The organism is Robinsoniella sp. KNHs210 (genome assembly GCF_000686105.1).
GTDB lineage: Bacteria > Bacillota > Clostridia > Lachnospirales > Lachnospiraceae > Robinsoniella > Robinsoniella peoriensis.
In genome coordinates this window covers 1,018,538-1,037,133 of record NZ_JMLZ01000001.1, presented here as the reverse complement: position 1 = coordinate 1,037,133, position 18,596 = coordinate 1,018,538, and the positions used below count along the sequence as shown (strand labels likewise).

Here is an 18,596-nt window from a genome sequence, read left to right as displayed (position 1 = left end):
TTAATTCTACAATTTCTTAAAGTCCCAAACATATTTAACGTTTCTTTGTTTTTGTATCAATTAATACAGCTACCACGATAATTCCGCCTTTTATAACCTGCTGCCAATAAGAGTTAATGTCGATCAGCGTCATCCCGTTACTTAGTACACTCAGCAGTAAAACACCCACAATTGTTCCGAATAACTTGCCTTTTCCGCCTGACATACTGGTACCGCCTACAACCGCAGCAGTAATACAATCCATTTCAAAACTCTGCCCGGCGGAAGGCTGGCCTGAACCAAGTCTGGCTGAAACTATAAGACCTGCAACCGCTGTCAGTACGCCCATAATCAGGTATACAATAATTTTAACTTTATCTACATTCAGCCCTGACCACTTACTGGCCTCTGCATTGCCACCCACTGCATAGACATATCGCCCAAAACGTAACTTATTCATGATAAATGAACCGGCTATCACGCAGACTGCCATAATTATTACCGGAATCGGTAAAAACCCCACATATCCCGTACCAATATTTAGGTACCTGTCATCTGTAATTGAAATAGGATCACCGCCCGTTACAATATACGCCATTCCTCTTAAGATCGTCATACTTGCCAAAGTTGCTATGAACCCCGGCAGATCTCCTTTTGCCGTAAGAAATCCATTAAATAATCCAACGGCAACTCCCATGAATATCGCTGCTAAAACAGCGAGAATTACAGAATTGGTCATTTTAAATGTCCAGGTTGCAACCAAACCGCTTACTGCAACAAGAGAACCGGCAGACAAATCAATCTCCCCAACGATAATAACCATCGTCATACCAATAGATGCTATTGCTGTATAAGATGCCTGGCGGATTACATTAATAATATTGTTAAATGTCAGAAATGTGGGTGTTAACACCGTCCATAACAGACAGATAAATATAAGGATGAAAACGAGCACCAGTTGTCTCATTGTATCAAAACTCAATTTTTTCTTGTTTGCAGTAGTCATAATCCCTTTCCTCCTCCGATAGCTGCGCTCATAAGTGCCTCCTGTGTAACTTCCTGGGAATTCATTTCCCCTGTTTTACTTCCCTCATGCATAACTACCACACGGTCACTTATTTTCATGATTTCAGCCATCTCAGACGAAATCATAATAATGCTCATTCCCTGTTCGGTGAGCCTGCGCATAAGGTTATAGATCTCTGTCTTTGCACCGATATCAATTCCTCTGGTAGGTTCATCCATAATCAGTACGTCCGGTGCCATGGAAAGCCACTTCGCAATTACCACTTTCTGTTGATTTCCTCCGCTCAATTCTTTCACTGCCTGGTTCTCATTGGCAAGGGCTATTGCCAGGTCTTTAATATATGTCCCCGTGATATCCTGCAATTCTTCTTTTCTTAGAATCTCATGCTTAAACTGAGCCAGTTTCGACAGCAGCATATTATCTTTTATACTCATTCCAAGCACCAGCCCCAAATCCTTTCTGTCCTCCGGAACAAGCCCGATTCCGGCATTAATTGCATCTCTTGGGCATCCAATACTTACTTTTTTCCCTTTTATATAAATTTCACCGTCTGCAATGGAGTCAATTCCGAATATGATCCTGGAAAGCTCTGTTCTGCCCGCTCCCACAAGTCCAAAAAATCCAAGAATTTCTTTCTTATAAAGTTTAAAATTAACAGGTATGGATCCAGGATATATTTTTACATTTCTGACTTCCAGCACAACGTTATTCTCATCCACCGTCACATTCCCTTTTGGAATCTTTTCTTCCAGCTCCCGTCCGATCATCATTTTAATGATTGCCTTTTCATCAAAATCATCCCGTTCTACCGTGCTGATATAAGCCCCGTCACGAAAAACTGTAATTCTGTCTGCCAGATCAAAAACTTCTTCCATACGGTGTGAAATGTAGACGATACTGATTCCCCGAGACTTCAGTTCCCGTATAATCTCGAATAGAATGTGTGATTCATTATCGGTCAGACTGGCTGTGGGCTCATCTAAAATGATTACCTTTGCATGGAAAGATAAGCATTTTGCAATTTCAATTAACTGTTTATGTCCGCAGCTCAGAGAACTGATCGTTGTCTTTGGATCCAGCTTTAAATTGACTTTTCCCAATTCCATTGCCGCATCCGCATACATGGCAGCTTTATCGATACAGTGCTTTTTGTCTAAATGCTCTCTACCCAGGAATATATTTTCTGCTATATTCATATTTTCCAGAAGATTAAATTCCTGAAACACCATACTGATCCCTAACTGCTGTGCCTGCAAAGGCGTCTTGATGTCTATCTCTTCCAATTGTCCTGCAGCATTGGCGATCATAGTCTTCCCTTCTGTCTTTGTATATACTCCGGTAAGAATCTTCATCAGGGTTGACTTTCCTGCCCCGTTTTCCCCCATCAGAGCATGTACTTCGCCTTCTCTGAGATCCAGCTGTACATTATTAAGTGCCTTGATACCTGCAAATGATTTTGTTATATTTTCCATCTTTACTATTGTTTTTCCCACAGCTTCACCTCATAATTTTTGCGATTATTTTAGATACTGAGCTTCTCTGTCTATGTATTCCTGGATATTGTCTTTTGTCATGTATTCACATTCCAGTTTAATTTCTTTATCTACTGTTTCGCCGTTGATCCACTTTACTGCATTTTTTACGGATTCATATCCCATCTGATATGGATCCTGGGCAACGCCAATCGCCAGCGTTTCGTCTTTGATTCCATTCATAACATCTTCCGTAGCATCAACTCCGGTAAGGATAATATCCTTTAATCCGGAAGCCTTAACAGCGCTTGCTATTCCCAATGCGGAGTTCTCATTTATTCCCGGAAATGCCTGTATATCGGGATGTGCCTGGAGAATAGTTTCTGCTGATTCCAAAGATTTTGTTCGCTCAATAGCACCGTTCTGGGTTGCTACCATTTCAATCTGGGTTTTTGCCTTAATATAGTCGGTAAATCCTTTTTCACGGTCTTTTAATGAAGAAACAGAAGGGTCAACTAACAATGCAATTTTTCCCTTACCACCCAGTTGTTCATCTATATACTGAGCCAGCATTTCACCGATTTTCACATTATCAGAAGCAATAAAGGAAGTTGCTTCCGCCCCGTCTACTGTGATGTCCATCGTAAATATGCCTATGTTTTTATCCAGTGCAGCCTGACAAGCTGGTGCCACTGCTGCAGAATCATATGGGTTTAATAAAATTGCTTTTACACCGCTTTGTACCAGGTTTTCTATCTGTGTTGTCTGTTTTTCTACACTGCTGTCTGCTGACTGTACAACTAGTTCCACACCCAATTCTTTTGCCGCATCTTCCGCACCTTTTTGCATTGCCTTAAAAAATGGATGTACGTTCTGCCCAAATGAAATACCAAGTGCAATATCTGATTTTGCCTTGGAATCAGATTCTTTCACTTCCGTGACTCCTGCGGCAGAGGAAGAAGCGGTACCCGCATCATTTGATCCACAGCCTGCGAAACTAACTGCCAATGCAGCACAGCATAAAACTGATAATATTTTCTTCTTCATATGAATCCTCCTTATATATAATCAGGCTGCCTGCCCGATTTTTTACCTTATTTTATATTTTGCCGTATAATGATGCTTGAATTAATACTATACCTATATTATAATGAAGATGTTTTATGTTTATGTGAAGCCCTTCCTGGGATTGATCCCAAATGAAATCCCGGGAAGAGCTAAGCCCAGCAATCTTTTATTCATGGTATTATCTATCGTTTTACTATCACTTTATTATAGATTTATCTCACAAACTCTGCTCCGCCTTTAATATTTCTTGGAGCCAAAGCGATCTTACCAAGAATTGCATATTGTGATGCGTGTCCTGCTGCCGGAATATTTCCAGGTACACAATGAATCGTGGAATATGCGATTGTTGCAAATTTTACTGCTTCTTTGTATTCCGGAGGAATTCCAATCTCTGCAGAAGTAGTCAATCTGATATTTTGAGGAATTCTTGCCTGAATTTCTTTCATAATCGCCGGATTCCTCACACCTCCGCCGCTTGCATAAAGAGTATTTGTCTTTGCAACAATATCAGCCGGAATGTTATCCGTCATTGATTTTGCTACCGCCGCACCGGTAAAGGCACATGCAGTTGCAATAATATCTTCTTTTGGCAGATATTTGAACTTTTCTATAACACTATCTATGTACTCAGCACTATAGTCCGCAATCCATCCGGATCTTGGTACCGGCCTGTCAAAAAACGGATGCTTCATAAAATGATCCAGTAAATCTGCATTGACATTCCCACGCTCCGCAATCATACCATCTTTATCATATTCCAGGCCAAAAAGCTTTTTGCACATATAATTAGAAATTACATTCCCCGGACCTGTATCAAATCCAAACATTTGGCGTCTGTCCTTACTTGCCAGATGAAGATTTGCAATACCTCCGATATTTAATGTCATGGATGGATTTTCTTTTTTTCTAAACATAATAAAATCCAGATACGGCATAAGAGGTGCTGCACTGCCGCCCCAGGTATGATCTGCCGGACGAAAATGCGTAACGGTATCAATATCTGTAAGATTTGCAATCACGGAACTTTCACCCATCTGGAAGCCTGCAGGATATGCTTTCGACAGCCACCTGCCCGGCCAGTCCGCTTTCTGTTCTACCGTCATCTCAGCGATTGCTTTGTGATCCGGCTGTTCCTGGTAAATAGTCTGGGTATCCAGTCCAAGAACCTTGATATCTCTGGAGTTAATATTATTTTCTTTCATAAATTGAACCGCTTTTTCTGCAAAGACTGCGCCGCAGATATAATTTAATCGGTTCAGTCCCACCATATCCACTTTGTTTTCAAAGGAAGCTGTAACGATTTCCTTAACCTCTTCGGGCCAGTCGTATGAGCCTCCCGCAATAAATCTCGGTGCCTTTGGAAACCCATCTGCATCCATTTCAGTTTCAGCCAGAACAACGTCAATACCATCAAATGATGAACCACTGTTCATTCCCATAATTAAATCCATTTGTTTACCTCCATTTTTGTTTTATTTATAGTAACCTTACCGGTTTGCTATCGTTTTTTACAGGACTTTCGGATATTCAAATGTCCTTTTAATACAATCTTCATTCCATCTTCTTCTCTTTCGGGATGTTCCACCTGAGTAAATACTCTCTCAGCCGCAATTCTTCCCATCTTCTCAACCTGCTGTTCAACTGTAGTAATATCCATCAACTGTATCATATCTTCTTCATCCCATGTAATAATGGACCTTTCACTCAGCCAGTTTTCAGAACGAAGTTTCAGTTCCCTGAATATAGCAGTTGTAAGTGATCCGTTTAAAATAAGAATGGCTGTAATATCTTCGTTTTTATTCAGATACTCATCAATTTCTTTCTCTACCGCTTCTTCCTCCCAGTCGAAGGTTTCTATGTACCTTTCATCTAAATCAATTCCTTTATCCCGAAAGGCTTTGCGGTAGCCTTCCACACGATCCCTGACAGTAGTGATCATGGGACGCCCTGCCCCAAAGACACCAATCTTACGATGACCCAAATCCAATAAGTAGGATGTAGCCTCACAAGCCACATCTTTGTTTGCAGTTTCAATCAAATCACGGTTTAAGCCTTCGATTTTCCGGTCAACACAAACAACCGGAATCGGACCATTATACAAAACCCGCTTGTCTTTGGGAATTGCCTTAATATTGTCAAATATGGATGCCAGAATAATGCCGTCTACCTGCTTTGTACGAAGCATTTCCATGTGCTGTAATTCTAATTCCGGTTTCTCATGGGTATTGCAGATCAATGTATTGTAACCATTTTTTCTTGCTACCCGTTCTATGGAATATACCATTTCTCCAAAAAAACTATTTTTAATACTTCCGATTACAATGCCGATAGTCTTCATACTCCGGCCTCTCATACCCTGAGCAATGGCATTAGGCGAATAATTTAATTCCCTGACTGCATTCATTACTTTATCTCTGGTCTTCTCTGAAACAGATCCATAATTGCCGATTACTCTGCCCACAGTTGCAACCGATACACCGGCTAATATCGCCACATCTTTGATTGTCTTTTCCTTATTTTCTCCATTATCCCCCATATGTCCAACCTCACTAATGAATTTTTTTGAGAACGTTCTCTTTAATTACATTATACATCTATTTTCTAATATGTCAATTATATAAATTATTTTCACCAATTATAACAGATTTATGCTTTATATTTTATGCATAATGTATAATAGGTATTTTTCATATTTAACTATTTATGTTATAAAATGTTAACGTTCTCCTTTTTATACACCATCAGTATCATCTTTTATGACAATAAAAAAGCGGTCACAATTCCGATTTCTCGAAACTGCATCGCTTTTTGTTACTGCTATTCAATACACACTTTATTTCTTTGCAGCATACCGTTACCTGATTTCTTGAGGGTATACTATTATCTGATTTCGTCACATCATTTCATTACTACATTCCGTAACTGTATTTCACTCATACATTTCTGGTTATCCGCACTTTACGTATTTTTCCTTTAATTGGTTTTTCCTGTAATGCTTCCAGAACGGCTTTACCTTTTCCATTTAAGATTTCTACATATGTTAAGCTGTCCCTTACATCAATAATTCCTATATCCTCTGCCGTCATTCCCTGAATATTGCAGACTGCTCCCACGACATCCACTGCACGCATTTTAGACTTCTTCCCGCCGCCTACCGATAATCTCGTTATAGATTTATTTAGAGCTGCACCTTTTTTTGGTTTCAGTACCGCCTTTTTCTTTAGATATGCCCAGAATCTTTTCTCATCCTCTGAATTGATTTCCGGCAGCTCTTCTATAGGCAATCTGTCACCGGTATATGCCTCCACCATTTGTTTCATTTTCTGATCAGATTCACTGACCAGACTAATAGCAGTTCCTTCTTTTCCGTTTCTTCCGGTTCTTCCCACCCGATGTACGTAAGTCTCCCTTCCCGTTGGAAAATCATAGTTGATCACATGGGTAATGTTCTCAAAATCAACTCCTCTTGCCGCTACATCAGTAGCAATCAGATAATGAAAACGCCCTTCCCGAAATCCATCGATCATCCTGAGCCTTTCTCTCTGTTCCAGTTCCCCATGAATCATACCACATGGTATCCTATCCCTTCCAAGCTTATGGCAGAGTACATTTACCATCTCCCGGGTTCCACAGAAAATCATGCAGTCCACGGGGTTTTCCTTAATCAGTATCCGAAGCAGTGCCTGGTATTTTTCTTCCTGATCCACTTCATATACGGTCTGCCGGATGCCTGCAACGGTTTCCGTTTCTGATTCCAGTATTATGGATACCGCTTCATTCATATATCCTTCAATTAGCTGCTTTACACCTTCATCTAAAGTTGCTGAAAACAGAAGAATCTGTCTGTCTCCCGGAAGCAGTGAGATAATTTCCTTTACCTCCTCCAAAAATCCCATATCCAACATGAGATCCGCCTCATCAATAACCAGATATTTAATCTGATTCAGCTTTAATGTTTCTCTGCGGACGTGATCCATAACGCGCCCGGGTGTTCCCGCTACAATGTGAGATTTCTGTTTTAAAGTCTGTATCTGTTTGTCAATGGGAAATCCTCCAAAGACTGCCGGAACCTTCAGACGTTTTTTCCTGCCGATATGAAAGATCTCCATCCCCACCTGCACCGCCAGTTCCCTGGTTGGTTCCAAGACTAAAGCCTGGGGTGAATTTTCCTCCCAGATTACTTTCTCACATAAGGGTATTGCAAATGCTGCCGTTTTCCCGGTTCCTGTCTGTGATTTCGCTACAATATCTCTTCCCCTCAAAGCTGTAGGAATGACTTCTTTTTGTATTTCCGTTGGTTTCAGGTAGCCTAGTCCTGTCAAAGCCTCCAGGATTTCTCCGGATAAATTATATTCTTTAAATAGATTGTTTTCTGTTTTCATAGTTTGGATTTATTCCTATTCTTTCTGTTATCTGTTTTCTGTTTTTATTGTAACATCTTTTACATGAAAAATATATGCAAAACGTTTAATTTGTCACTGCCAGATCAGCAATCCCTCTACGTTATTCTTGACACCCCCAAATACCAATGATATACTTGCCCTAAAAAGAATCAGGGGGGCGGATGACTTATGCTTAATCCTATCGTTATTACTGCATAGCAAAGGCTGATGCAGTGTAGAAAATTACATAAAGTATTATTTAATAGCCTTTGCTATTCCTATTTCATTATTAAATAAATTAGGAGTGCATAATGAGCTATATAAAAGCTACACATATTTTACCACCGGAATTAGTGGAACAAATCCAGGAATATATAGACGGTGAATATATTTATATTCCAAGAATGTCAGGCAATAAAAAAGCCTGGGGTGAAAGAACATATATCCGGGAAGAATTGGAATCAAGAAACCGGCAAATTTATCAGGATTTTCTATCCGGAATTAATAAAGATGATCTGGCGAAGAAATATTTTCTTTCATTGAAAAGTATCCAGAGAATCATCCGGCAGTGCCTGAAAAATGATTCACAAAATAACTGATAGCAGTTCGTAACATGGCGATGGGATATTTTACCCATCGCCATCATATTTGTTTAGCTCAACATGTCTGCACAGATTATATAATGCAGATATACTCCGCACACCGATTAGCCGATATAAGCCCTATCTTGTCCCAATATCTTATTGTAGTCGGGGTTATCCCCGTAGCCTTACTTACATCATCAATGGAAAACATCCGTGATGCATCATCATTCTTTTTCTGTAAAAATCTCTGTTTAATCTGGGTACAGATGACATTATCCTTTTGAAGCACTGTCAATGCCTTATTTATGAGTCACTGCCCGCTTAGTATCCGATGGGAGCCAGTCGAATACTAAGCGGGCAGTGAGCTGCGAAATGCATCAGGATTTCGGAGCGAATGCCCGCGTGCCGCCAAAAAGTGCTCCGGGAAGGTTAGAAAATACCAGTTCTGCGGTAAGCCTTCCAAACCAATGTCCTGGTCCGCCCCCTTCTCTTTCCGTACACTACCTACATCTACAAAGCGTCATTCCTCAGCTAAACCCAAATACAAGATGAAATTGTTAGCTGTAGTACCAGGTTCTAACACAAATATAAGGTTTGCTCCATAAATCAAGTACTTTCCGCCATAAATCTTCCTTTATTGCTTTCATGTTGTATAATATAGGTATGAAGATTGAACTGACAGGAGGAATTTATGCAAAGTATTAAAATAGAAAACGCGAATGAAGGTAATTTAAAAAATGTTTCCTTAGAAATACCCAAGAACCAGCTTGTGGTATTTACAGGAGTTTCCGGTTCCGGGAAATCAACATTACTCATTGATGTTCTTTTTAATGAATGTCAGAGGCAATACCTGGAGGCTATGTCTCTTCAAGGTATTCATAAACCTAAGGTGGACCGCATACGGGGAGTTTCTCCCGCCATTGTAATTTCCCAGACAGACGCCAACAAAAATCCCCGTTCAACAGTAGGAACCATTTCCGATATTTACACCGACCTGCGAATGGTATATGAAAAACTTGGGGTCAGGGCCTGTCCCTATTGCGGGAAAATAATTAAGGCATCCGACTGCAAAGAAGAAACCGGAAAAGCAGGGAATGATTTTTTTGTTTATATGTATTGCTGCGAATGCGGCAAACGCATGGATAAGATTACCCGCACGAATTTTTCTTTCAATACCAAAGAGGGAGCCTGTCCCACTTGTGAAGGTCTGGGAAAAATCCATACGATACTAAAAGAACAGGCAGTGAATGAAGAACTGTCCCTGGAAGAAGGCGCGGTAAATTACTGGGAGAAAAAATACGGGGAATATCAGACCGCTGTATTATACGCTGCATTTAAACATTACGGCATCCCAGTTCCTGTAAACACCCCTGTACAGCATTTTAGTGAGCTGCAAAAATCTATTTTGTATGATGGCATTGAAAGCGAAAGAATGAAAAGTACTTTTCCTAATCTGGCTCCTCCTAAAACTGTGGCACTGGGTAAATTTGAAGGTGTCTTGCCTATATTATGGCGCAGGTTTACCGAAAAAAACGGAGATATGAAACAGTTTACTCCATATTTTGAGACCATAGAATGCCCCGACTGCAAAGGCGAGCGGCTCGCTGAATCAGGCAGAACCGTTACAGTAAACGGTACACGCCTGCCACAGCTTTCAAACTTTTCTTTAGAGGAACTGAATCAATGGATTCTGGAACTTAGTGCCTCACTTACAAAACAGCATGAAAATTACGTTAAAGCGTATCTTCTGGATATCCGGACTAAGCTTAACCGCTTTATCAACGTGGGACTTGGCTATCTCTCTCTTGACCGCCAGACCGTGACTCTGTCAGGGGGCGAATTACAGAGGTTGAGGCTAGCGGCAATCCTGGATTCGGATTTGTCAGGTGTGATCTATATTTTAGATGAGCCAACGGTAGGTCTGCACCCAAAAGATACCGCAGGATTGATAAAAATTCTTAAAAAATTACGTGATCTGGACAATACTGTACTTGTAATTGAGCATGATGTGGATACCATGGCAAGTGCAGATTATATCGTAGATATTGGTCCCGGCTCCGGAAAATATGGCGGTAAGGTTATAGCCGCCGGATCATTTGACGAAATAAAAAGCCGGGAAACTTCACTAACCGGCAGTTATCTGCAAAATCCACCGCCTGGTAAAACAACTTTTAGAAAAGCTGACAGAGATATCGTCCATATCGGAAATGCGGATAAATTTAATTTAAAAAAGATCAATGTAGATATTCCAGCGGGATGCCTGACTGCTATAACAGGTCCTTCCGGTTCCGGAAAATCAACTTTAATATTTGAAGTGCTTGCCAAAGGGAATCATCATGGACAGAACAATTATGTTTCTGGACTTGAACAATTTGATAAACTGGTTGAAATTGACCAGTCGGCAGTCACAAAGATGAAGCGTTCCAACGTTGCAACATATTCCGAGGTTTATTCCGAAATCAGAACTGTATTTTCCAAGACTGATACAGCAAAAAAAGCAGGATTTACCGCAAAGCATTTCTCTTTCAACACACCTGGCGGCAGATGTGAGAATTGCCAGGGACTGGGATATGTAGACAGCAACATGCTGTTTTTTTCCAATGTTGAAGTTGTCTGCCCTGTCTGCAATGGAAATCAGTTCCATTATGATGTGCTGCAAGTAAAGTATGAAGGACTTTCCATTAAAGATGTACTGAATCTCTCTGTGGAAGAAGCCTCCCATTTCTTTGCAGGGCATCCCAAAATCAGAAAGATCCTGAGTCTTCTTATGGATGTGGGACTTGGATATCTGGAACTTGGACAAACTCTGACCACCTTATCCGGCGGGGAAGGACAACGTCTTAAGCTTGCGAAAGAACTGATCGGAAGCAGCTCTGGAAAGCGGAATCTTTATTTGCTGGATGAACCTACAACCGGTTTGCATCCTAAAGATGTGGAACATTTTCTTGTTCTTCTGAATCGTATGGTGGATGCCGGGAATACTGTGGTAGTCGTTGAACATAATACTCAGATTATCAGAAACAGCGATTGGGTCATAGACCTAGGACCGGAGGGCGGTATAAAGGGCGGCCAGATTATCTTTGCGGGAACACCAATAGAAATGAAGGAGACAAGCAATAGTGTAACGGCAAAATATTTGTAATATAGCCCTGCATAGATCTCAGGAGTGCATTTACGGGATCTGTGCAGAGCTTTAGAGCGAACAATTTCTTGAATTTGGGTTTTGCTGATTAAGGGACGCTTTGCGGCATATTTCCCCCGAATTCAGGTTACGTAGCCCGCTACGCGCCCTTCATCCGGGGCAAATCTCCCACAAACTGTGACGCACAGCTGCCAGAAAGCAATTTCAAAACACGCTCTAGGGTTATATTTTTTCCTCAAGATATTCCTCAAATGTGAGATCATGCTTTTTGATATAAGCCGCTGCTTCTTTTCCTACATAACGATAATGCCAGGATTCATAATCGATCCCGGTAATATCTGTTTTTCCTTTCGGGTATCGAAGAATAAAGCCGTATTGATCACAATTCTCCTGAAGCCATTGTGTTTCAGGCGTATTCTCCTGGCTGTCGTCCAACAGCTGGTTGCTAAGTGCCACGATATCCACCGCCAAACCTGTTTCATGCTCGCTGTAACCTGCCGGCATTACGGTTCTGGTAGCCTGCTCATAGGCTTCCTCATCAGTCATACCTTTATCCGTCAGCTTTCTTATATCTGCATCCAGGATTTCCTGTTGGCGCTCAGAACTGCGGTAGGCAGAAGCAATGCAGAACCTGAGCCCTTCTTTCGTACCATCAGCCAGCATATCCTGCAGATCCTGAATTATCATTTCCGCTACAACTTTATCACTGTTTTCCAATGTCTTCATCTTGACATTGTAGTCCTCGCTCAAAGGATGTTCTTTGTTTACCAGAACGAGGAGATCTGACTGTTCACGGTTTATCTGATCTGCTTTCTTTTTATCCTGTTTCTGGCTTTCAGCTGACAAATTGTCCTGCTTCTTATTTTGCTTTGTGACATTCTGTTTTTCTTGTTTATCTGCTGTCTGTTCCTGACTCTCCTGCAACTGAGTCTCCTGTAACTGACTCAACTGTAACTGACTCAACTGTAACTGACTCAATTGCAGCTGACTCTCCTTCAGCTGATCTGTCATTCTTGAGCCAGACGTACTCACCCCTGACTTCTTTACACTTACAGATGTCAGAATCTGAGCCGTATCTTTTTCCGGAATGCGGTCGATTTTTTTGCAGCCGCCAACTCCGGTCATAACAGCCAGGGACAGGACAGATACCCCTAATATTTTTTTTATCTTCCGTTTTCCCGGTAAATGGTTGAACGGCTTGTTCTTTTGTTCTCTCATAATAAATCTTATCTCCTGTCAGTTCTAACAGGCTTTTATGCCTCTTAGAAGATACCTCTATTCGTAGCTGCACAATTCAATCAGGTTGCCATCGGGATCTCTGAGATAAAGTGATTTCATTTCTCCTAAAACACCATGGCGCAACACTATTCCTAACTCAATTTCCAGCCCCTGCTCCAGCAGCCTATCCTTGCACACCTCAATTGGATCACACAGTTCAAAACATAAATCCGCACTTCCGGTTGCCACATTCTGCGCCTTGGGTTCCAATTCAAACCCTTTCCTATGTACATTGATCTTAAAATCTCCGGAAAATAGTTCCCAGCGTCCATTTGCTTCCCGGCAGTCAAATCCAAGTGCCCTGTAAAATGCAGTACAGGCATTTATATCTGCGGTAGTAATAACGATATGGTCAATTTTTTTAATCATATTTATACCATTGCATATTGCAGGCCTGCCTGCAATACTGCCACAATAAAACAAGTTGAAAGCATCACACCGTGGCATCCTTTCTATATCATATTTTTCTTTCAACCTTTATCTCCTGTTGTTCTGAATGTAAAAATTATCACATCCAAATTCATTGTACCAATACTACAAGTGATTTCATGTATTTTGCTTCCAATATTATTAATACTTCTATTTCATATAATACAGATAGATAACTCCAGGTTTTACGGATTACATTTTTTCTTATTAATAGTATACCGCATTTATTTTTATCAAACAACAAGAAAATAAAATCAGTACCCCCGTACTCCCAATATATGCAAAAATCTTATCTCTTCGTAGATATAACTATCCAAGGGTCTTAAGTATGCATCAAATGTGTGTGCAGCCACATAAATATTCTGATCTGTTACTTTTACAATTACAGGGCTGTGGTAAAAGAACCCGCCGGAAGTTCCCAGCTGCAAGATATCTCCGGGTACTGCATCCTCTGCCTTAACCTCCGCTGCATACGGTCCCACCCCTTTATTCTTGGTAAGGAAATTATACAGGTATTGCACTCCTGTCCAGGAAGCAGTACGGTTAGTGCTGCTGTAATAATACCATCCATAAACTTTTGTAGGATTCATAACCTGGCTTCCTGCATAGATACATTGAGACGCAAAGTTTGTACAATCACCACCCAGATTCTCGAAATCAAGGTATGCCGGATTTCGCCCAAATGCCCATTTTTTTGCATAATCTAATACTTTATTTCTTTGATATTCCAACTGTCTCATCTTTGACTCCATTTATATCGCAAGCAGACTTGCCATATCGGCCGGCTTTTTTATATTTTATGCCCGCTGCTTTAAATGGTGACTTTGATTTATATATGACCATTTATTTGACTTGGCGGCCGGCTTTTTTCATGTTGAACGGTCCTTGGTTTGGCAGGCCGTAAAAATCCGCATCAAAAAGCGCATGCTTTCTGATACGGACTTCACTATTTACACTGGAATTTAGATTTGATAACCCTTAGCACCAGATAGTTTTCCATAAACTTTCTGATTATTAACTAATCGGTAGCTTCTTACTTTGAAATAATATTTTTTATTCTTTTTCAGCCCTTTCTTCGTATAAGAAACAGTCTTTCCTTTTGAAATCGTTTTAATTTTCTTATATCCACTTCCTTTTTTATTGGACATCCATACTTCATAGCCGCTTACCCTGCTCTGTTTTTTCCATGTAATGGTTACTTTTGATGATTTACCTGTCAATTTTGTAATTACAGCTGTATTTGGCTTAGTTGCTGTCTTCAGAACTGCTCCGTTCGCATATACTTTTTTACCGGCTATCATTTTATATGCCTGTACTTTGAATTTATAAATGTATCCCGGAGATAATTTTGAACCGGATTTACCTTTCAGGCGGCTTACTTTATAAGTGTTTTTGGTTCCTTTTACGTCAGCTATTGATACATATTTTTTCTTGCTGCTGTCATAGCGCAGGATAGCATAACCATCTGCTTTCGCTGATTTGTTCCACTTCAATTCGATACTGTTTGTCGTGCGGCTCTTTACTTTCAGAGACGTTACCTTTGCAGGTTTCACAGTAACGGTACACTGTGCCGATTGACTGCTTCCGTCCTGTGCCGTTACTTTTATCACAGCTTTTCCTGCTGATTTCGCAGTTACTTTTCCTGTGTTTCCATCTACTGCTGCAATGGCGGAATCACTGGAAGTATAAGCAACCTTTTTGTTTGACGCATTATCCGGATAGATAGCTGTGGACAGCTGAATTGTTTTCCCGATATCCAGCGTTTTCGCACTGAAATTTAAGGTGACTTTACTTACTGCAACTGCTTTTTCATTTACGTTTACGGAAAAAGATGCTGTCATCCCCTGGAAAGACACGGTGACTGCCTGGGTTCCTGCCTTCGTTTTATCGTATCCGCTTACGGTATAACCCGTAATCTTACTGGTTGTGCCATCTGCATAGGAAGCACTCACCTCAAGCCCGGTTAAATCCAGATCTTCTCCTGCTGTATAAGTGGTTTTTACCGGATTTTTAGTAATGGTAAGCGCCTTTATTTCTTTCTGGGTAAATCCAATGGTAACGGGGCCTTCCAATCCGGTGTCTACCAGCGTGTCGTAATGCCGGTTATATTTCCTTGGTGTCACAGTAATCTGAATATCATTTTTACCTGTCTTTAATAAATTGGAGATATCCAGCGTATATGGAGTATAAAGCACATTTCCGGCTTCTTTGCCATTGACTGTTACTTTTGCCGCAGTATATACATTTCCAAGATCCAGTACTGCTTTCTGTCCATTTAGATCACCATTTAATGTATAAGTTGCCTGATATACACCGTCAGCGGAAACTTTCTGCAGTTCACCGCCCTGAAATTCCTGGTCGTTCCATTTTCCAAGAACCTCTCCGGTATAAGTCACCGTTCTGGTATTTCCACTATCCCCACCAATATTATCAGCTGTTACCGTAAGTTTTTCTACGGAAACTTCCTCTGTTTTATCCGCTGGGGCAACATCTAAGGTGTCCGGAGCTCCTTTGCTGATAACAGTTTCTTCAAATCCTGCGCCTGCCGGTTCACACAGCAGTGCAATTGCCATACTTCTTGTAGATGACAGCGTATCGGTGCCGGCTTTCATCGTCATTGTTATGGTGTGATCCCCATTAGCCCGGGCTTCATATATTTTTCCATTATTCAGATCCATCCAGTAATAATTCTGATAATCGCCATTGATCTGAAGAGTAACTTCATTCTGGCTTTCACCAATATTTCTGATATATACCAGTTCTCCGCCATCTTCTAAGGTACGTCTGTTGAATCTGAGGCTGGTATTCTCAGCATAGGATACCTTAGGAGCGGATACATTTGCAAGAACAGATGCCAGTTCCTCCACAGAATTTGCCAGAACACCCGTCTGGTTCTCCAGCAAGGCTGCCGCGGCATCCGCTACCTTCTGGTCCTCTGTCTCATAATTGCCATCAGCATATCCCGGCTGCGCATTAGGAAGAGTTCCATAGAAAATAATATTTGCTCCCGCTTCTGCCATCTGTGCCAGTTTCATCATGGTATCAACAGGCAGTTTCGATGTCTCCACTATGATTGCATCGTAAGTCATGTTTCCGCCATTTACCTGAATCTTTCCATCTGAATACTGTGTATCTGCTGTAACGATGCTGTCATCATTAATAGCATCCCAGGTATATCCGTTGTAGTTCATTGCCTTTACCGCATCCGTCTCTGATAAACTGCCGTTAAATGGCATATACAGGGCGACGTCTTTGCTGGCTTTTCCCTGCTGCATCAGATAATTGGCACGGGATGCATAAGCATTCATCTCGGTAAAATAAGGTGACAGAGTATTACTCTGGGTAACGTTGATTCCGGTAGTCGGCATTGGTGACCACCCCTCTTCTCCGTACTGTTCAGAGCCGGCACCATAGCGGTAATTAAAACCATGATAGAAAAAGTTATTCACGCCGCTGGTTGCCATGATGTCGTATCCTGCTTTTACCTGTTCCAGGGTATTCTTAAATGGTGTGCATCCAAGTGTATACTGCTCACAGGTAACCAGATTTCTGCCATACAGATGTGCACCGGAGGCTACTCTGATCAGAGAGAATTCATTTGCCTGCTCTGCTTCCGGTATATCCACATATTTAGCAGCACCAATGGTGTCAATTGGCGGATTGTATGCTTCCTGACGGTATAATAGCCCATAGCTGTTTGCGGAAAATTCAAAAGCGGCAAGGCCTTCCTGGAATTTTTGATTTACCAGTGTATTATAGTCATATGTAATCCTGCTTTTTTCATTAGCATCCAGGGAATACGTTAAAAAGCTGTCTTTTGTCCCAAGACCCATATAAAATGGAGCCGCACTGTACTGTTTATACACCGTTGGCAGATACTTTGTAAAATCGTAACCCAGACCATTTGCTATGCTGTCTTTTGCCAGCGCATACAGATCTTTCGTATAATACATATCAGAATAAAATTCGTAGCTGTCATTGAATACGGCTCTGATATTCTGATGGCCCTGAAGGATCTGATTTAAATTTGCTTCCCCCAGCCAATCATTGATATAGTCCGTAACTTTAGCGCTGTCCATATGGTCAACCACAAACCAGTCATTAGCACAGTCAATGGCCTTTCCGCCGGACGGAAGGTAATACAGCGCAATCACTTCATAATCTTTTTCCTTATCTATTTTGTCCAGAATATCCTGGCTGAGTACCACTTGTCCGTCCTGAATCATTTCATCCCCGGCATCTATAAAGTAGCTGTTGTCCATATTCAGTTCCAGCTGATTACTATAGGTTTTGGTAATAATATCCCCATTCGCATCTTTGGTTTGGAATTCATTATAGGCAGGTGTGGGACCCATAAAGGAAGATCCGGGAACAAACTCCATACCCTGATTTCCGGTCAGTTCACCAATCAGCACACCCTGAAGTTCTACCATACTTTCATCCAAAGTTCCCTTTGGATTATTCTCAGTATAGAACAGACTTTGTTCCAACTCCGGCAGGGTAATTGCTTCTGCGGCTTTATTTTCCGATAGTGTTTCTTCTCCCGCAAGACTATTTCCGCTGATTGTAACCCTTCCAAGCGCCATGTTCCCCATAGAATCTGCAAGTGTTACATTCTGGCTATTGGCATTCCATCCGGAACCCATATTAAGATCAACCACTATACCTTTTTCTTCTGCCATTGTTATTGCCTTGTCAAGCAATTTGTAAAACTCAGGTGTATAGATGGACTTTATCCGGTCCTCATCACCGTTTACTGCTTCGATTTTGCCAAAGGGATTGATTTCAACATAACCGAATCCATTTGCAGCCAGATAGTCTATCTCTGTCTGGAGCTCCGTTTCATCCACGGCACCCCCCGGCCACCACCAGCGGACTCCCGGTCTGTAATCCATTCCCGGCTGCATAAATTCCTCACTGCTGATTGCACTTGCAGCAGCAGCCTGAACATTTAGTACTTCTACTCCCGGTACCGACCACAATCCTGCGGTCATGGATACCGCCAGTAAAGCGGCTATTACTTTTTTTCTTTTTCTCATCTTAGGCCCTCCTGATTCTTCTTTTGTTTCCCTATTTTAACACTTTCCATTTTTCTTTTATTGTATATATCTCTCTTTATAGTTGTATTTTTATGACTTTTTGCTCTTTACTCTTCCATATTCCACAAATTTGTTGTACAATAATACTCATATAAGGAAAATATGATTTTAAAAGTTTATGATGAATCGTCATTTC

Annotated in this window: 13 protein-coding genes and 2 pseudogenes; 3 read left to right on the top strand and 12 right to left on the bottom strand. The window is 41.1% G+C overall.

Features of this window, described 5'->3' with window-relative positions; all coding sequences use genetic code 11:
- Positions 1-34 precede the first annotated feature (34 nt).
- From CD03_RS0103950 to CD03_RS0103925, 6 genes are all read right to left on the bottom strand, one after another.
- Positions 35-985, bottom strand: a complete 951-nt coding sequence (locus CD03_RS0103950; RefSeq protein WP_052377654.1) for an ABC transporter permease — start codon at positions 983-985, stop codon at positions 35-37.
- Complete coding sequence (locus tag CD03_RS0103945; RefSeq protein ID WP_027292516.1) at positions 982-2,499, bottom strand: sugar ABC transporter ATP-binding protein; 1,518 nt, start codon at positions 2,497-2,499, stop codon at positions 982-984. Before CD03_RS0103945 ends, CD03_RS0103950 begins: the two co-directional genes overlap by 4 nt.
- A 24-nt stretch (positions 2,500-2,523) precedes the next feature.
- Positions 2,524-3,525: a sugar ABC transporter substrate-binding protein gene (locus CD03_RS32315; protein WP_052377653.1), complete on the bottom strand. Its 1,002-nt coding sequence runs from the start codon at positions 3,523-3,525 to the stop codon at positions 2,524-2,526.
- 233 nt (positions 3,526-3,758) lie between these two features.
- On the bottom strand, positions 3,759-4,997 hold the full coding sequence (locus CD03_RS32310; protein WP_044288891.1) for an anhydro-N-acetylmuramic acid kinase: 1,239 nt from the start codon (positions 4,995-4,997) through the stop codon (positions 3,759-3,761).
- A gap of 47 nt (positions 4,998-5,044) precedes the next feature.
- Positions 5,045-6,082, bottom strand: coding sequence for a LacI family DNA-binding transcriptional regulator (locus tag CD03_RS35745; protein ID WP_052377652.1), 1,038 nt, complete (start codon positions 6,080-6,082; stop codon positions 5,045-5,047).
- 397 nt (positions 6,083-6,479) lie between these two features.
- On the bottom strand, positions 6,480-7,928 hold the full coding sequence (locus tag CD03_RS0103925; RefSeq protein ID WP_044288890.1) for a DEAD/DEAH box helicase: 1,449 nt from the start codon (positions 7,926-7,928) through the stop codon (positions 6,480-6,482).
- Between the two features lie 311 nt (positions 7,929-8,239).
- On the opposite strand from CD03_RS0103925, the gene CD03_RS0103920 reads away from it, so the two are divergent.
- Complete coding sequence (locus tag CD03_RS0103920; protein WP_027292514.1) at positions 8,240-8,527, top strand: CD3324 family protein; 288 nt, start codon at positions 8,240-8,242, stop codon at positions 8,525-8,527.
- A 76-nt stretch (positions 8,528-8,603) separates the two neighbouring features.
- Here CD03_RS0103920 and CD03_RS39815 read toward each other — a convergent pair whose 3' ends face one another.
- Entirely contained in the window at positions 8,604-8,723 is a 120-nt protein-coding gene (locus tag CD03_RS39815; protein WP_141728711.1) for a MerR family transcriptional regulator, read from the bottom strand.
- 480 nt (positions 8,724-9,203) lie between these two features.
- On the opposite strand from CD03_RS39815, the gene CD03_RS0103915 reads away from it, so the two are divergent.
- Both CD03_RS0103915 and CD03_RS39810 read left to right on the top strand, forming a co-directional pair.
- Complete coding sequence (locus CD03_RS0103915; protein WP_027292513.1) at positions 9,204-11,654, top strand: ATP-binding cassette domain-containing protein; 2,451 nt, start codon at positions 9,204-9,206, stop codon at positions 11,652-11,654.
- Positions 11,655-11,761: 107 nt separating this feature from the next.
- Positions 11,762-11,821: pseudogene (locus CD03_RS39810) on the top strand (hypothetical protein); the annotation flags it as partial.
- Here the strand turns inward: CD03_RS39810 and CD03_RS39805 are convergent.
- From CD03_RS39805 to CD03_RS32290, 5 genes and pseudogenes are all read right to left on the bottom strand, one after another.
- A pseudogene (locus CD03_RS39805) lies at positions 11,795-11,917 on the bottom strand (hypothetical protein); the annotation flags it as partial. The pseudogenes CD03_RS39810 and CD03_RS39805 sit on opposite strands and share 27 nt — an antisense overlap.
- Positions 11,877-12,872 (bottom strand): M15 family metallopeptidase, encoded by a 996-nt coding sequence (locus CD03_RS32295; RefSeq protein ID WP_052377651.1) that lies wholly within the window; start codon positions 12,870-12,872, stop codon positions 11,877-11,879. The gene CD03_RS32295 and the pseudogene CD03_RS39805, both read right to left, overlap by 41 nt.
- A 57-nt stretch (positions 12,873-12,929) precedes the next feature.
- On the bottom strand, positions 12,930-13,301 hold the full coding sequence (locus CD03_RS0103905) for a VOC family protein (protein ID WP_027292512.1): 372 nt from the start codon (positions 13,299-13,301) through the stop codon (positions 12,930-12,932).
- Positions 13,302-13,615: 314 nt separating this feature from the next.
- Entirely contained in the window at positions 13,616-14,101 is a 486-nt protein-coding gene (locus tag CD03_RS0103900; protein ID WP_027292511.1) for an amidase domain-containing protein, read from the bottom strand.
- Positions 14,102-14,323: 222 nt separating this feature from the next.
- Positions 14,324-18,400 (bottom strand): glycosyl hydrolase, encoded by a 4,077-nt coding sequence (locus CD03_RS32290; RefSeq protein ID WP_044288886.1) that lies wholly within the window; start codon positions 18,398-18,400, stop codon positions 14,324-14,326.
- Positions 18,401-18,596 lie beyond the last annotated feature (196 nt).

Bases quoted from the DNA above. Each gene is read 5' to 3' on its own strand.
- CD03_RS0103950 (WP_052377654.1), bottom strand. From the start codon at position 985: ATGACTACTGCAAACAAGAAAAAATTGAGTTTTGATACAATGAGACAA.
- CD03_RS32315 (WP_052377653.1), bottom strand. From the start codon at position 3,525: ATGAAGAAGAAAATATTATCAGTTTTATGCTGTGCTGCATTGGCAGTT.
- CD03_RS32310 (WP_044288891.1), bottom strand. From the start codon at position 4,997: ATGGATTTAATTATGGGAATGAACAGTGGTTCATCATTTGATGGTATT.
- CD03_RS35745 (WP_052377652.1), bottom strand. From the start codon at position 6,082: ATGGGGGATAATGGAGAAAATAAGGAAAAGACAATCAAAGATGTGGCG.
- CD03_RS0103925 (WP_044288890.1), bottom strand. From the start codon at position 7,928: ATGAAAACAGAAAACAATCTATTTAAAGAATATAATTTATCCGGAGAA.
- CD03_RS0103920 (WP_027292514.1), top strand. From the start codon at position 8,240: ATGAGCTATATAAAAGCTACACATATTTTACCACCGGAATTAGTGGAA.
- CD03_RS39815 (WP_141728711.1), bottom strand. From the start codon at position 8,723: ATGTTTTCCATTGATGATGTAAGTAAGGCTACGGGGATAACCCCGACT.
- CD03_RS0103915 (WP_027292513.1), top strand. From the start codon at position 9,204: ATGCAAAGTATTAAAATAGAAAACGCGAATGAAGGTAATTTAAAAAAT.
- CD03_RS32295 (WP_052377651.1), bottom strand. From the start codon at position 12,872: ATGAGAGAACAAAAGAACAAGCCGTTCAACCATTTACCGGGAAAACGG.
- CD03_RS0103905 (WP_027292512.1), bottom strand. From the start codon at position 13,301: ATGATTAAAAAAATTGACCATATCGTTATTACTACCGCAGATATAAAT.
- CD03_RS0103900 (WP_027292511.1), bottom strand. From the start codon at position 14,101: ATGAGACAGTTGGAATATCAAAGAAATAAAGTATTAGATTATGCAAAA.
- CD03_RS32290 (WP_044288886.1), bottom strand. From the start codon at position 18,400: ATGAGAAAAAGAAAAAAAGTAATAGCCGCTTTACTGGCGGTATCCATG.